Here is a 15,029-nt window from a genome sequence, read left to right as displayed (position 1 = left end):
CCGCCGTTTTTCTATTCGCTGCCGCAATCATTCAACGGTGGGATGCATAGGAAGCCGCAAAATAAACTCGCTGAACTGCGCGGGCTTATCAAAATAAAACCCCTGCAGCAGGTTCACATTTGCCTCACGAAGCAGGGGAAGATATTCAGCAAGCTCTACCCCTTCAATGACCGTGTGTATATTCAGTTGCTGCAACATGGCTATGATTCCCTGAAACAGCGCCAATGCCTTTTTGTTGTAATGAATATCTTTAAGCAGACTTCTGTCGAGTTTTACGGTGTCGAAATCGAACATTTTGAGATAACTCAAAGCAGAAAACCCACTCCCGAAGTCGTCCAGCGCGAGTGAAAAGCCACTTTGTCGCAAGGCATTCAATGCAGCCAGAGCGCGCTCTTCATTTTGAATGAATATAGATTCGGTTAACTCTATCTCAATTAAGCGGGGCGGAATATTACGGTTAAAGCAGATTTCAGAGGCTTCGGCAGGAAACAAAGGGTCGAGTAACTGACTTGCACTAATGTTCACGGCCAGCGGTACGGTAAGCCCATGTTCTGCCATCACTTCCAGATAGTCGCAGGCCCGGGATAGAGCCATCAGACCAATCTGGAAATCCAGCTGATTAGCCTCCGCAAGGGGAATAAAAACGCCAGGGGAAACATTACCGTGCATGGCAGAATGCCAGCGGCACAACATTTCACCTGATTGCAGTACGCCCTTAATGTCGTATTTGCCCTGCACGTAAAAATCCAGCCGTTCTTGCTCGATGGCCTTGCGCAAATCAGACAGCAAACTCACTTGGGCTTTCATGCTTTCCCACAAGCCCTGTTGATAAACATTGGCCCGCCCTTTACCCGCCATTTTCGCCTGGTACATTGCAGCGTCCGCGTTCTGTATTAGGCGCTCTATGCTTTCTCCATCATTCGGGTAGCTGGCAATGCCCACACTGGCAGACAATCGAAGTTCAGTGCTGGTCGATATGATCTGCAATGATTCGATACCACTGATAATATATTCGCTGATGTCCATGGCCGTGTCTTCGCCACACGTGGGCAAAACAACCACGAATTCATCCCCTCCCCAACGGGTTACAATTGTGCCTTCGAGCCTAATCCTCTCAAGAAGCCTTGCCACGCTACGAAGGCAATCATCCCCGACTTCGTGTCCAGCACCATCGTTTACCAACTTAAAGCCATCAAGGTCGATAAACAGTAAACTGAACGCTTTTTCTGCCTGTAGTATATGCTGCAACGACTCGGTTAGACCGTTGCGATTATTAAGCCCGGTCAGGTCATCGTGCATCGCCATCTGTCGTAAACGGTTTTCGTTAAACTTACGTTCGGAAATGTCGCGGATGGTTGCGATCACATAAGGCCGTTTTTGATACTGACTTTCAAATCGGGATAGCGAAACATCCACAGGAATTTCTCGCTCATCCGGTGTGACCAAAATACTTTCGAAACGGCTTTGAGAACCTGAAACTGCGGCAAAATGCCGGGTAGAATCTACCAGCATGGAGGGAAGCGAAGTGCCGATAAGCCGTTGCTTATCACCAGCGCGCAACATACCCACAAAGGCGCCATTGCATTCGGTTATGGTGTAGTCGCTGGCAAGGACCAGCATGGGTTCGCGCGAGCTGGCAAAGGCAGATGCCATCAGATGAAAGGTTTGCTCAACTTCCCTTTCGCTCGTTATATCGCGGGTTGTGCCAACGATATGTACCGCTGAACCAAATTCATCTCGTTCAAGAACTCGGCCGCGCAAACGCATCCACATAAACTGTTTTTTGCGTTGAAACCGAAATGAAAACTCAAGACGATCTTCGCCTCCGTGTAGCACAATCGCCCATTGCAACTGGAGTTGGCTTAAATCTTCATCGTGAATTTTTTGCAGTAAATCGAAGGGGTTACTTTGCCATTTTGACTCGCGGGCAGAACGCAATGAAAAGGTGCGGATAGTGATCTCGTCGCAGTCAGCCTTCCATTCCCAGTAAGATTCCTGAGCGGCCCACATAGCCAGCCGTAAGCGACTTTCCGTGCCTTGACTTTGTTTTAACGCATCATAAAGTGCCTCACTCTTTTCATTCAGCAGGCTTTCAGCCTGCCCTCGAGCGGCCTTTTCTCTGCTTAGGCGACGCTGTAGCGCTGCAATTTCCTTTTCTGCATCACGTTGAGACACGTCTTCATTCCACTGTTATTAAAAACTCGTAGGTGTGAGGTTTATCCGATTTCGTGGTTACCCGATTTATTTTCTGACCAAAGTATTCAGCCGCACCATCCATTAATCCTTCAGCCAACGGCGCTAACTCACGCACTGAGTAGTATTCCAGCACCATGGTATTCTCGGTGCGTGAAATAACAGTGAATGTAGGCAAATCGGCATCGGGATAAAGCTTTCTTACCTGAACATGGATATCGTTATCTAGCACACTCAGTGCATCTAATAGATTCTTGCTTCCGGACATCACCTGCCCGTGCGACTGCGCTAAGCGGCCGAACAGGTAATAGCCAAAACCGTGAAGCAGTTCTTCAGGTGGTTTGCCAGTTTTCGCCACCAGAACGCTGAGGATCTTCTGCATCTCACTGAACGGATAGTACCCCACGGAGGTGTAAGCGCCATCGTTATCCAGTTCAGCTTCGGTGATTACCTCATCGGCAAATTCCGGCGACACATTTTCTTCAAGCATTTCTATCAATGTTGTAAAAACAACCCCTAGCATACTCAAACCCTTTCAAAACTGTCTAAATTGAGTTTAGCCGAATGTTGGCGTTCAACAACTTAAAAGGGCCGGATTTTCAGTATGTTTCTACATTACATGTTAAGAAATTTTACTCCTGACTTTCTTCTTCTGGCTGTGCGCCCTTGGGCAATTCAACCACCACTTCATCAACGCGCTGTAAACCGCGTGGGAGTTTATTACCCCGACGACCGCGTTCACCGTGATAGTGCTCCAGGTCCGATGGCGACAGCGTCATACTGCGTTTACCGGCCACCACTTTCACAGAAGCGCCTTCTGGCACTATGGCGAGTGCACACACATATTCTTCACGGCTTTTCGCCTTGGCAGAAGGAATGTTGATAATCTTATTCCCCTTACCTTTCGATAAGCTTGGCAAGTCGCGCAGTGGGAACAGCAGCATGCGGCCTTCGTTTGAAATGGCCAGACAGAAATCGGATTCAATCAGGTTTACCCGTTGCGGCGTGATCACTTTTGCGGCGGTAGGCAAACTCAGGAAAGCCTTACCGGCTTTGTTTTTACTGATCATATCAGCAAATTTGCCCACGAAGCCGTAACCAGCGTCAGAGGCAATCAGGTAGCGCTGCTCTTCATCCCCCATCAGCACATCGGTAAATTGCTCGCCACCAACCACGCTGAAACGCCCGGTAAGCGGTTCGCCCTGACTACGGGCAGACGGTAACCCATGAGCATCGCAAGAAAAGGTTCGCCCCGAGGTATCGAGGAAAACCGCAGGCTGGTTGCTACGGCCTTTGGCGCTGGCAAGATAGCCATCGCCCGATTTGTAGCTAAGCCCTTCCGCGTCCACATCGTGGCCTTTGGCACAGCGCGCCCAGCCTTTTTCAGACAGCACCACGGTAACCGCTTCAGACGGAATAAGTTCTTTTTCAGACAACGCTTTGGCTTCGCCCCGTTCCACCAGCGGAGAACGGCGGTCATCGCCATACTTTTCGGCATCTTCAAGAATTTCTTTCTTGATAAGGGTTTTCAGGCGACGGTCTGAACCGAGCAGTGTTTCCAGTTTCTTACGTTCCTCTTCCAACTCGTCCTGCTCACCACGAATTTTAATTTCTTCCAGCTTGGCAAGGTGACGTAACTTCAGTTCGAGGATAGCTTCAGCCTGCTTGTCTGAAAGCTCAAAGCGTCGCATGAGTTCCGCCTTCGGATCTTCAAAGGTACGGATAATCTCAATCACTTCGTCGATATTCAGGAAGGCAATCATCAAACCTTCAAGAATATGCAAACGGGCCAGTACTTTATCTAAGCGATATTGCAGACGGCGGGTAACAGTGTCTTTACGGTAAACCAGCCATTCGGACAGAATCGTACGCAGATCTTTGACCTGCGGACGACCATCCAGACCAATCATGTTCAGGTTTACCCGGTAGCTCTTCTCCAGATCCGTGGTGGCAAACAAGTGCTGCATTAACTGTTCAGTGTCGACCCGGTTAGAGCGCGGTGTGATCACCAGTCGGCAAGGATTTTCATGGTCCGATTCGTCTCGCAAATCGCTCACCATGGGTAGCTTTTTGGCCTGCATCTGACCGGCAATTTGTTCCAGCACTTTCGCGCCAGATGCCTGATGAGGCAATGCGGTAATAACGATGTCGCCATTCTCTTCCAAGAATACCGCACGCATTTTTACCGAGCCACGACCGGTTTCGTAAAGTTTACGTATATCACTGCGAGGGGTAATAATTTCGGCATCGGTAGGGAAGTCCGGGCCTTGCACATGTTCAAGTAGGTCTGATAATTCGGCTTTGCTGTTATCCAACAGCAAAGCGCAGGCATTTGCCACTTCACGCACGTTATGCGGCGGAATATCGGTGGCCATACCCACTGCGATACCGGTTACGCCGTTAAGCAGAATGTGTGGCAAGCGCGCAGGCAGGTTTTTTGGCTCGTTCAGCGTACCGTCGAAGTTAGGTACCCAGTCAACGGTGCCTTGTCCCAATTCCCTAAGCAGCACTTCACTGAAGCGTGACAAACGGGCTTCGGTATAACGCATGGCCGCGAACGACTTGGGATCATCCGGTGCACCCCAGTTGCCCTGACCATCCACCAGCGGGTAGCGGTACGAAAACGGCTGCGCCATCAGAACCATGGCTTCGTAACAGGCGGAATCGCCGTGTGGGTGGAATTTACCCAATACGTCACCCACGGTTCTGGCGGATTTTTTATACTTGGCGGTGGCCGATAACCCCAGGTCAGACATCGCATAGATAATGCGTCGTTGAACGGGTTTTAAGCCATCAGAAATATGTGGTAGCGCCCGATCCATAATAACGTACATGGAATAATTGAGGTAGGCGTCTTCGGTAAACCGGCGCATCGGCATCTGCTCAATACCGTCCCGGTTGATAATTATGTCGTCGCTCATGCGTTCTTTTCGTTATGTAGATGATTCACTGCTTTTGAGCCATTGTGAGCCAATCAATGCCGAAGCGCAATATGCCGGAAGGCGGTATGCCTGCATAAGCGGAATTTCACAATTGAAACTAACCGACGATGGCGATTTGAACGACTTGCTGGCAGTTTCACGTTCACTCTACACTCGCGCATAGGACAGAACAAAATGATCAAGGAACCTATGCCTGCTCGCCTTCTTACAAAGCTTAGTCTTTTGCTTGCCGCTACTCTGCTTTTCGCGTGTAGCTTTAACGCCCGCAACACCCAGCAGCAAATGGTAAATACTCAGCCAGCACCAACACCACTTTATCGTGACCCCATTTACGACGGCGCGGCCGACCCCACGGTATTGTGGAACCCTCTCACCAAAACCTGGTTTATGTATTACACCAATCGACGAGCCAATATGCAGTCTCCAGACGGCGTAGAGTGGGTGCACGGTACGCCTATTGGCATCGCAGAATCGTCTGACGGTGGTGTCACCTGGAAATACAAAACGAATGCGGTTATTCACTACCCCACAACATCACCGGATGAAATAACCTACTGGGCACCGGATGTATTTTTCGATGGTACGCAATGGCACATGTACCTCACCATTGTGCCCGGCATATTTAGCGACTGGAAACATCCCCGCACCATCGCCCACCTGACCAGTTCAGATATGCTCGAATGGCACCATCAGTCCACGTTATCACTGGCGAATGAGAAAGTGATTGATGCCGATGTGATTGCTCTGCCAGAAGGCGGCTATCGCATGTTCTACAACAACGAACCTGACGGTAAATCGGTGTATTTTGCTGATAGTGGCGATTTGTTTCATTGGCAAGACAAAGGCAAAGCGGCCTTGGCCAGCCGTGGCGAAGGCCCGGTAGCCTTTCGCTGGCAAGGTTACTGGTGGCTGATTGTCGACGCATGGCGGGGATTAGCCGTATACCGTTCTGATGATCTTATGCAGTGGCAACAACAACCCGGATATCTGCTAGGCGAACCGGGTACCGGCAAGGATGACGGCATCAATGGCGGCCATCCCGACGTTGTTGTGGAAAATGGTCGCGCCTACCTGTTCTATTTCACCCACGGCGGCCGCATTGGTGACAACGCCAACAAAGATAACGTTGCGTCACGTCGTAGCAGTATCCAGGTGACGGAGTTAATCATGAATAACGGCAAAATTTCCACCGACAGAAATGCGCCCACCTTCATAACTCTACCTGAAAAATAAAACCCTCGGTTCATATGTGAAATTAATCTCTCATAGTTGTTTACGACATGTGAAGAGCCGTGATTGAATTTGACCGACTTATTATTAATCATGATGTGAAATCTATGCGTTCTGACTTTTCGTTAATCAAGGTGTTCAAGACCCTGACCGCTTTCAGTGTACTCACCACTGTTATTGGTTGCTCGCAAACGCAAGAAAACCATGACGTTCAAGCACAAGTAGATTATCCCGCTTATCTGTTCGCCTCATTTCGCGGCAACGGAGAAGACGGCTTACATCTGGCTTACAGCCGAAACGGCCTTAACTGGACTGCGCTGAATAACGATGAATCGGTGCTGCCCCCCGCCGTAGGCACTAAGCTTATGCGCGATCCCACGCTTATTCGCGGCGTGGACGGATTTCACATGGTGTGGACATCAGGTTGGCAGGATGACGGCATTGGCGTAGCCCACTCACAGGACTTAGTAAATTGGAGTGACCAGCAGTTTGTACCTGTAATGCAGGATTACCCTTCTGCAAGAAATGCCTGGGCGCCAGAAATCATCTGGGACAACGATGCGCAAAACTATCTGATTTTCTGGGCAACTACCCTTCCAGGCACTTATCCAGACACCGAAGCGAAAGCGGATAAAGGCTGGGATCACCGCATTTACGCCACCCGCACCGCTGATTTCAAAGCATACTCAGACACTGAACTGTACTACCAACCCGACTTCAACGTCATTGATGCGACAATCACACCGGTAGATAACGGCTATGTCATGCTGGTTAAAGACGAAACGCGATATCCAGCAGCGAAGCGACTGCATGCCGCGTTCAGCGATTCAATCTCCGGCCCCTGGAGTCTGAATTCAAAAGCGTTCTCGCCTGATGGATTATGGGTGGAAGGCCCCACCATCTTGCCGCTCACGCTTAACGGTGTACAAGGCTACATGGTGTACTTCGATGCCTACATGAATCATCAATTTGGTGCCATGTTCACCAAGGATTTCAAAACCTGGGAAGATAAGACGTCCAGCCTGAATCTACCCGCAGGCACCCGCCATGGTAGTGTGCTTGGAGTGGCCGAGGCAGAGCTTCAGCAATTGATTGACGCATACGGCGACAACACCACCCACTTCACCCCGGCGCAACTTCAGGAAGTTTGTACCGGTGAACCTCTCTCCTGCCAGCTATCAACGAGTTCCGGTAACTATGGTGTTGCAATTACCACCAGCAGTAAGTTCTCATCGGTTTACGCCGAGAGCCGTCGACTGATGTATGCGCCGGAAGTTACAGAGCAGAGTGCGCCAGTGCTTCATCTTGCAGTGAACGTGCGTGATGCAGAGGGCCAACCGATACAGGACATCGACGAACCCAATGTGGATGGTCTTAATGTTATTCTGACCCAATCTCTCAGCGAAATCAGCGGCATTGATGTAACGAAGAAAGCACATACCCGTTCATTGTTCATTATTGGCGACTCCACGGTTGCCGACCAGACGCGCCAATGGCTGAAGCCTGCAGAACAACGCTACAGTGGTTGGGGACAAATACTACCAGCCTGGTTCGGCCCTACCATCACCGTAGTGAACTACGCCGACAGCGGCGAAGGTACCGAGGCGTTTTCAGTTCCAGATGGCGTGCTTTGGCAGCAAATGGCGGGGCAGATCCAACCGAATGACTGGGTGCTTATTCAGCTGGGTCACAATGACAAAAAAAACCCCAGAGACGTCTATGTAAGTCGCATGAATGGGTTGCTGGAGACCATTATTGGCAAAGGCGCGCACCCGGTGCTGATTTCCCCCATGATCAGAAACCACGGCATTGAACTAACCGAACAGCATACTTACGGCGACCTCGTACTACGCAACGAACTTCCCAAAATCGCCAGGCAGAATGATGTGCCATACATCGATTTAATGTCGGTGACCAATGACTGGGCCATCAAGCTCGGCCAGAAGAACGCGCAAACCTTTTTTGTAGAGAAAGACAAAACCCACACAAACCAACCGGGCGCACTCACCTTCGCAGGTTTTGTTATTGAGGAAATCAAACGCCAGCAGTTGCCACTGACACACTATTTACGTGCAACGGCTAAACAAGGAACAGGTCAGTAACCATGAATTCATCACAGCATTTTCGTTTTCTTACGTACTTTCTATTCTCGTTGTCAGCAATGTTAATGTTTAGCGCATCAGCGCACAGTAAAGAAGCCGAAACACTTTCACCCGCCACTATCTTTATTGCCGGAGACTCTACCGCTGCCACTTATACGAATGCCGATCATCAGGGCTGGGGCGCTATGTTCAGCGACTTCTTTAATGAAAGCAAAGTCCATATCGACAACCGTGCCCGTGGCGGCCGCAGTACCCGCACGTTTATCGCCGAAGGGCTGTGGCAGAAACTGGTAGACGATATCAAACCCGGCGATATGGTGCTTATCCAGTTTGGCCATAACGATGCCAGCCCGGTTAACGACGACTCCCGCGCCCGCGGTACATTGCGCACCACCGAAGAAGAGTACCGTGACATTCACAATGTGCTGACCGATAAAGATGAACGGGTTTATTCCTTCGGCCACTATATTCGCCAAATGGTTAGCGACGTACGTAAAAAAGGCGGTGTGCCTGTGTTGCTGTCGCTCACCGTGCGTAACATCTGGAAAGGCGAGCGTATCGAACGGGGCTCCGGTGAATACGGCGGCTTTATGCATTCGCTGGCAATGGAGCTGAATACACCGTTTATTGATGTGACCAACGCGGCAGCAGATGAACTGGAATCGCTGGGCGGTGAAAAAACTGCAGCCCTCTATCCTAAAGATCACACCCACTTCCATACCGAAGGCGCGAAGCTTCACGCCCGGAAGGTGGTGGCTGCGATGAAAGGCCTGCGCCCTGCTTTGCCAGACGATTATTTTTCCTCCGAAGGTAAGGCGGTAGACGCCTATGGCTGGACCTTTGTGAACCTGCCGGTGGTACAGAACCCGTCACTGCGCAGTATATTCACTATTGGTGATTCAACGGTACGTAATGGTCGCGGAGACGGGAGCAACGGCCAGTGGGGCTGGGGCGACTTTATTCATGAGTTTCTGCCGAATGCAAACGTGAATTTCGTTAACCGTGCAGTAGGCGGGCTCAGCAGCCGGACTTTCATTACTGGCGGACACTGGCAGCGGGCACTGAATATGATGAAGCCCGGCGATATATTGCTGATGCAGTTCGGGCACAACGACGCCGGTGCGCTGAATGACGACTCCAGAGCCAGAGGCACCATTCGCGGTACGGGCATGGCTGAAGAAACCATCGACAACATGCTTACGGGCGAACAGGAAACCGTACATTCCTACGGCTGGTACCTTCGCAAGATGGTGGGTGAAGCAAAAGCTCGCGGTGTTATCACCGTGATCTGCTCACCCGTGCCCCGTAAGAAATGGGAAGAAAACGGCTTCCGCATTGCCCGGGCTACAAATAGCTACCCGCAGTGGGCAGAGCGTGTGGCCCGCAGCAGTCAGTCTGGCTTTATTGATTTACATGAGCTTGTTGCCAGTGCTTACGACGGGAAACCTCATGAAGAAATCGACAGTTACTTCGGTGATGCTCACACACATACCAGCGAGAGCGGTGCCCGACTGACCGCTGAAATCGTCGCTGAAAGACTGAAACCGATGCTGGGGCTCTGACCATGAAAAATCTTAACATCGGCGTACGCGCCCACGATTTCGCCCCTGGCACACCAGAGCAGGTTGCCGATGATCTTAGCCAATATCCCATTTCCTGCGTGCAGTTGGCGCCGTTAAAATCGTTTCCTTATCTTGAAGAAGGACCGACACGATTAACAAAAGCCTATGCCCACAGAACCCGCGATGCGTTTGCCGCTAAAGGTTTACAAATAGGCGTGCTCGGTTGCTATATCAACCCAGTGCACCCAGATCCGGCAAGCCGGGAAGCCTCGCTAAGCTGGTTTGAAAAACATCTGGAACTGGCGGCTTCCTTCGGCTGCAACATAGTGGGCACTGAAACAGGCAGTCGCAACGCAGACTGCACCTTTCATCCGGATAACCTCACCGGCAGCGCATTTGACGATCTGGTTGAATCGGTATCCAGGCTGGCCGCGACAGCAGAGAAGTATCAGGTTAACGTAGGCATAGAGGGTGTCGCTTATCACCACATTATCAATTCGCCAGAGCGTATGGCTGAAATGCTGAAGCAGGTGAATTCGCCCTACATGAAGGTGATTTACGATCCGGTAAATCTGTACCCACAAATCATGATGGCAAAGCAAGAGGATGAACTCGACAAGTCTTTCGACCTTTTTGGTGATGCGATTGTCGCATTTCACAGTAAAGACTTTGTGCTTAATAACCACAATAAAGAAGGGGATTTGCCCTCAGGTACAGGCAGCATGAATCATCACTATTTACTCCGCTGGATTCAGAACAACACGCCCGACGTACCCGTTATTTTGGAAAACACCAATTGCAACAACGTGTCATCTGTACTCAATTTCATGCAGTCACAACTTACTATCTGAACAAAAACTACGTGCCGGTTTTGAACGACTGAGGCGCTTATTTACCTTTTCTCACGCGTGTTTATCCAAATTTCTGTACCCTACCTACCGAAGGATAAACACGCAACTTCATTCAAATAATCGCTTCTGGAAAACCTAAGTAACGCCGTTATCACAGTGCATCTGCGCATTTCCCTCATTTAATTTGTTCCATATTTAAAATTTTTTTTACATTTTACGAATTTATTTGTCGCTGTTTTTAGGTGATTTTCACGTGGAAATTCTGCGGCGAGTAACCTATGAGCCCGATAAGTGGTAAAAATTCGCTCTTTCCCACAACCGCAAAGACGTTAAAAATCAGAGCTTTAACTAAGACACCAACCACTCTATTCCACTATTGAAACTTAATGGTTAATTGTTGCGGAAGATCTTGACGCGTGAGCGGGGATGAAAACCCTTGATTGGAAATGATTGGGGCATGTTGACGCAATTTTGGCCCACGATTACCATCCAGATCGATGTAAATAAAATATTAAAAACATGTACGGAAGCTTACATCAAAACCAGGCCATAACAGCTAATCGAGGTTAAAATGACAAACTTCAAGGACAACAGAAGTAAAGCCGGTCAGTACCCTACACTCGCCACTGCCCGCAAACCACTAGCCACTCTTATTTCTCAATTGTTGATTGCAGGTTCCTGCGCCACACTGGCCATGACTGCACCGGCATTTGCTCAGGACAACACGCAACAGCAACGCGAGGACAGCGTTAAAGTCGCGGACACGGCAAATACCACGACAACAGAAGAAAACGAAGAAGAATTCGAAACCGAAGTCATCGAGGTGAAAGGTATCCGCGCCAGCCAGCGAGGAGCCATCGACCGTAAAAAGATGGGCGGTACTATCATGGACTCACTGGTCGCCGAAGATGTAGGCCAGTTCCCAGATAAAAACGTGGGTGAAGCCCTGCAGCGTATTCCCGGCGTTCAGCTTGACCGTGACTTCGGTGAAGGTGCATCAATCAGTATCCGGGGTGTTGAACCCAGCCTGCTACGGGTTGAGGTAAACAACGTATCCGCTCAAGGTTTTGGCGGCGAACGTGCCGTAGACTTCCGAGCCATGGCTTCCGAGTTGATTCGCTCTTTGGACGTTATTAAGGGCTCAGAAGCCCGTCTTACTGAAGGTGGTATTGGTGGTACCGTGCAGGTAAACACCCGTAAGCCTAACGAATTTGAAGAGAACTACCTGTCGTTAAATGCGGAAGGTCAGTATAACGACCTTACCGGCGAACCGAATGACCGATTCAATTTGGTTGGGGTATATAAATTTAATGACGACCTAGGTTTATTGGTAAACCTTACGTCGGAAACCAAAAACACCATGATTCACGCCATTCGAAACACTGAATGGATGCTGTTTGATGATTACGATAACAGCCCGGAAAAGACATTCGAGAACGAATATGCCGGGGTAACCGATCAAGCAGCTTGTGTTGACGTAGACGACCCCACGCTATGCGAACAGCAATGGTATGAGTTTTCACCACGTATTCCACGCTATGGTATCTGGGGACGTGAAGAAGACCGTATCAGTGCGAATGCAATGATTCAGTATCAGTGGAACGACCGTTTATCTTCTCACATCGGTTACACCTATAACGACCGGGATAAGCTGGCTACCGACCTTAACCTGCATCTTGAATCCGGTTCAGCAGCCAGAGTGAATCCAGACTCAGTAGTGGTTGATGACCAACACAACGTTACCTACTTCGAAACTGCCCTCGCTGGAGTGACAAACCGTACACTGAAATTCGGTTGGGAACAGACCACTTCTATTCTTGAAACAGGATTCCGGTACGATGGCGATACGTGGACACTTGAAGGTCTGGCATCGAAGTCTGACTCCACCCAAGATATTGACTCACGGGACACGCACATTACCGCCGAAGGCATTGCCGGTATTGCGGTGCAGCTAAATGATGAGGGGATGCCGGAGTGGAATTTCAACGACGGTTACTTCTACAACAGTGACGACCCCACAGACATGTCAGATAGCTTCGATGTGAATGATCCATCAAGCTACCGTTCACGCTCGCGATATAAATATGCACCAAGCCATGATGAATCGGAAGAAACCATGGCGAAACTGGATTTCACCTACATTCCAGATTCTGACTTTGTAACTAAAATCCTAACCGGTGTGCAGTACACCAAACAGGATATGGTTAATGCCAACTGGCAATACAACATCATTCGGGATGTTGGACAAGAATACAATGGCGTTGAGTGGACTGTTGATGATCAGGTAGCTTTGATTTCCGGAAATACCTTCCAGTCTGATGAACTGTTTGATGGCTACGACTTACCGGTAGATACGGTGGGAAGTTACCAGGCAGTAGACACATTCCCGTTTATCGATGCCATTCAGGCCATCGCAGATGACAACACAACCCGTGAAGATCTCGACGTGCGCTCTGGTAACTACGATGTGTCTGTAGAAACCCGGGCAATTTATCTGCAAGGTAATTTCGAGACTTACTTTGGCGATATGCGCCTTTGGGGTAACGTGGGTGTTCGTTATGTTGAAACCGACACCGCAGCCAACGGCGACGTACGTGAAATCATCATCGTTGACCAGTTAGATGAAAACGGTAACGTGATGACAAACCCTGATACGGGCGAAGATCTGGCCGGTGTTGAAGACCCGGATAGCCCGGATTGGTTTGAAGGTCGCCGCACCGTAGATGGTGATTATAGCGACACATTACCGAGTATAAACCTCAACCTGGGTATTATTCCTAATGAGCTGGTACTTTACATGGGCGCAGCAAAAGTGATGTCACGCCCTAAAACGACCGATCTTAACGTGAATGCCACCTGTACGGTTTACCAAACACGCCGCTCTGTTGAAGATCAAATCAATAACGTGTGTTCTGCCGGTAACCCAGCACTTAATCCATACCGTGCTACCCAATTCGACGTTGCGTTGAACTGGTACCCGGATGAAAACTCGGTGTTGTCAGCTGCCTACTTCGTCAAAGATATCACCAGTTGGATCATCAATGCGGAAACCCGCTACGATGTAGATTTCTTCGGTGATGGTCGCCTGTGGGATGTTCGCCAGAAAGTGAATGGTTCAGGGGTAAAAACCCAGGGTATCGAACTACAGGCTTCAACAACCTTCACCTGGTTACCCGCCCCGTTTGACGGCTTCGGGGGCGCGGTGAACTATACCCGTATGTCTGCGGATGATGTAGGCCTGTTTAACCAGCTAAATGGTGAAGAACTGCCGTTCCCGTCTCAGTCTGAAAACAGCTACAACCTCACCGCGTTCTATGAGACTGACGTATGGAGTATTCGTCTGGCGTACAACTACCGTGATGAATATCTGGCGTCTCCAGCAGACCGTTCAGGTAACCCGGTATTTGTAGATGATTCTGGTTATCTGGATGCCAAGATTGTATTCAATGTCACAGAGAACCTGCGGGTTTACGCTGATGGCCGTAACTTAACTGGCGAAGTGAAGTCGTATAACGCCGGTGAACACCGCTTGTCAGACATGCAATGGTCGGGTCGTGAATATGCGGTTGGTGTGACTTACCAGTTTTAATCAACAGCTAACCGAAACGGGGAGTCCGTTAAGCGGGCTTCCCATCAAAAAGTGGTACTGTATTAACGACATCACAGTGAACACTGTGAACACTGCGGCTCACCAGCGCAGAGCGTCGTTAATGCAGTATCGCTTTTTTGTATTTACACAAACGGAGAAGAGAGAACCTATGGAAACCATTGCCTTCGTCATGCAGCTACTGCCCGGCTTTGAAGCGGAATATGAGAAACGACACGATAAAATATGGCCTGAACTGGTCACATTGTTGAAGGAAGCGGGTGTAGAGGACTATTCCATCTTCCTGCATCCAGAAACCCTGCAGCTATTCGCCACGCTGAAGCGCCCCGCAAACCACAATATGGATGCCTTGCCCGAACAGGCGGTGATGAAAAAGTGGTGGGCGTACATGGGTGACATCATGGAGCACAACGACGATAACAGCCCGGTGAGCCAGTCGCTGAATAAGGTGTTTCACCTGGCTTAAAAGCACTACAACCAACATTTGAATCTGCCGTGATAGTGAAGGTGACACAGCTCATTAATTCCTTCATGCAGATTCC

Annotated in this window: 9 protein-coding genes; 6 read left to right on the top strand and 3 right to left on the bottom strand. The window is 49.7% G+C overall.

What is annotated here, in order from left to right:
* Positions 1-27 precede the first annotated feature (27 nt).
* The 3 genes from BFC18_RS15720 to parC all read right to left on the bottom strand — a co-directional run bounded on the left by BFC18_RS15720 (position 28) and on the right by parC (position 5,114).
* A complete protein-coding gene (locus BFC18_RS15720; RefSeq protein ID WP_070126503.1) occupies positions 28-2,175 on the bottom strand; it encodes a putative bifunctional diguanylate cyclase/phosphodiesterase in 2,148 nt (715 codons plus the stop codon).
* Positions 2,176-2,179: 4 nt separating this feature from the next.
* Positions 2,180-2,716, bottom strand: a complete 537-nt coding sequence (locus BFC18_RS15715) for a heme NO-binding domain-containing protein (RefSeq protein WP_070126502.1) — start codon at positions 2,714-2,716, stop codon at positions 2,180-2,182.
* 109 nt (positions 2,717-2,825) lie between these two features.
* Complete coding sequence (gene parC / locus BFC18_RS15710; protein ID WP_070126501.1) at positions 2,826-5,114, bottom strand: DNA topoisomerase IV subunit A; 2,289 nt, start codon at positions 5,112-5,114, stop codon at positions 2,826-2,828.
* 195 nt (positions 5,115-5,309) lie between these two features.
* Here parC and BFC18_RS15705 point away from each other — a divergent pair, with 195 nt between their 5' ends.
* The 6 genes from BFC18_RS15705 (at position 5,310) to rhaM (ending at position 14,953) form a co-directional block, all read left to right on the top strand.
* Positions 5,310-6,368: a glycoside hydrolase family protein gene (locus tag BFC18_RS15705; protein ID WP_211481041.1), complete on the top strand. Its 1,059-nt coding sequence runs from the start codon at positions 5,310-5,312 to the stop codon at positions 6,366-6,368.
* A gap of 59 nt (positions 6,369-6,427) precedes the next feature.
* Positions 6,428-8,467, top strand: a complete 2,040-nt coding sequence (locus tag BFC18_RS15700) for a GDSL-type esterase/lipase family protein (RefSeq protein WP_070126500.1) — start codon at positions 6,428-6,430, stop codon at positions 8,465-8,467.
* 65 nt (positions 8,468-8,532) lie between these two features.
* Positions 8,533-10,029 carry a rhamnogalacturonan acetylesterase gene (locus tag BFC18_RS15695; RefSeq protein ID WP_170826614.1) on the top strand — a complete coding sequence of 499 codons (1,497 nt, stop codon included), beginning with the start codon at positions 8,533-8,535 and terminating at the stop codon, positions 10,027-10,029.
* 2 nt (positions 10,030-10,031) lie between these two features.
* A complete protein-coding gene (locus tag BFC18_RS15690; RefSeq protein WP_070126498.1) occupies positions 10,032-10,880 on the top strand; it encodes a sugar phosphate isomerase/epimerase family protein in 849 nt (282 codons plus the stop codon).
* Between the two features lie 571 nt (positions 10,881-11,451).
* Positions 11,452-14,469, top strand: a complete 3,018-nt coding sequence (locus tag BFC18_RS15685) for a TonB-dependent receptor (RefSeq protein WP_070126497.1) — start codon at positions 11,452-11,454, stop codon at positions 14,467-14,469.
* A 169-nt stretch (positions 14,470-14,638) separates the two neighbouring features.
* The gene (rhaM, locus tag BFC18_RS15680) at positions 14,639-14,953 is read left to right on the top strand and encodes an L-rhamnose mutarotase (protein WP_070126496.1); all 315 of its coding nucleotides are present in this window, start codon (positions 14,639-14,641) and stop codon (positions 14,951-14,953) included.
* Positions 14,954-15,029: the final 76 nt, after the last annotated feature.

The organism is Alteromonas confluentis (assembly GCF_001757105.1).
Classification (GTDB): domain Bacteria; phylum Pseudomonadota; class Gammaproteobacteria; order Enterobacterales; family Alteromonadaceae; genus Alteromonas; species Alteromonas confluentis.
The sequence above is the reverse complement of the archived record's forward strand: the minus strand, read 5'-3'. Positions and strand labels throughout refer to the sequence as shown.

What these genes read in the sequence shown, in the direction of transcription:
- rhaM (WP_070126496.1), top strand. Translation starts at nt 14,639, where the DNA reads ATGGAAACCATTGCCTTCGTCATGCAGCTACTGCCCGGCTTTGAAGCG.
- BFC18_RS15715 (WP_070126502.1), bottom strand. Translation starts at nt 2,716, where the DNA reads ATGCTAGGGGTTGTTTTTACAACATTGATAGAAATGCTTGAAGAAAAT.
- BFC18_RS15695 (WP_170826614.1), top strand. Translation starts at nt 8,533, where the DNA reads ATGTTTAGCGCATCAGCGCACAGTAAAGAAGCCGAAACACTTTCACCC.
- parC (WP_070126501.1), bottom strand. Translation starts at nt 5,114, where the DNA reads ATGAGCGACGACATAATTATCAACCGGGACGGTATTGAGCAGATGCCG.
- BFC18_RS15705 (WP_211481041.1), top strand. Translation starts at nt 5,310, where the DNA reads ATGATCAAGGAACCTATGCCTGCTCGCCTTCTTACAAAGCTTAGTCTT.
- BFC18_RS15690 (WP_070126498.1), top strand. Translation starts at nt 10,032, where the DNA reads ATGAAAAATCTTAACATCGGCGTACGCGCCCACGATTTCGCCCCTGGC.
- BFC18_RS15685 (WP_070126497.1), top strand. Translation starts at nt 11,452, where the DNA reads ATGACAAACTTCAAGGACAACAGAAGTAAAGCCGGTCAGTACCCTACA.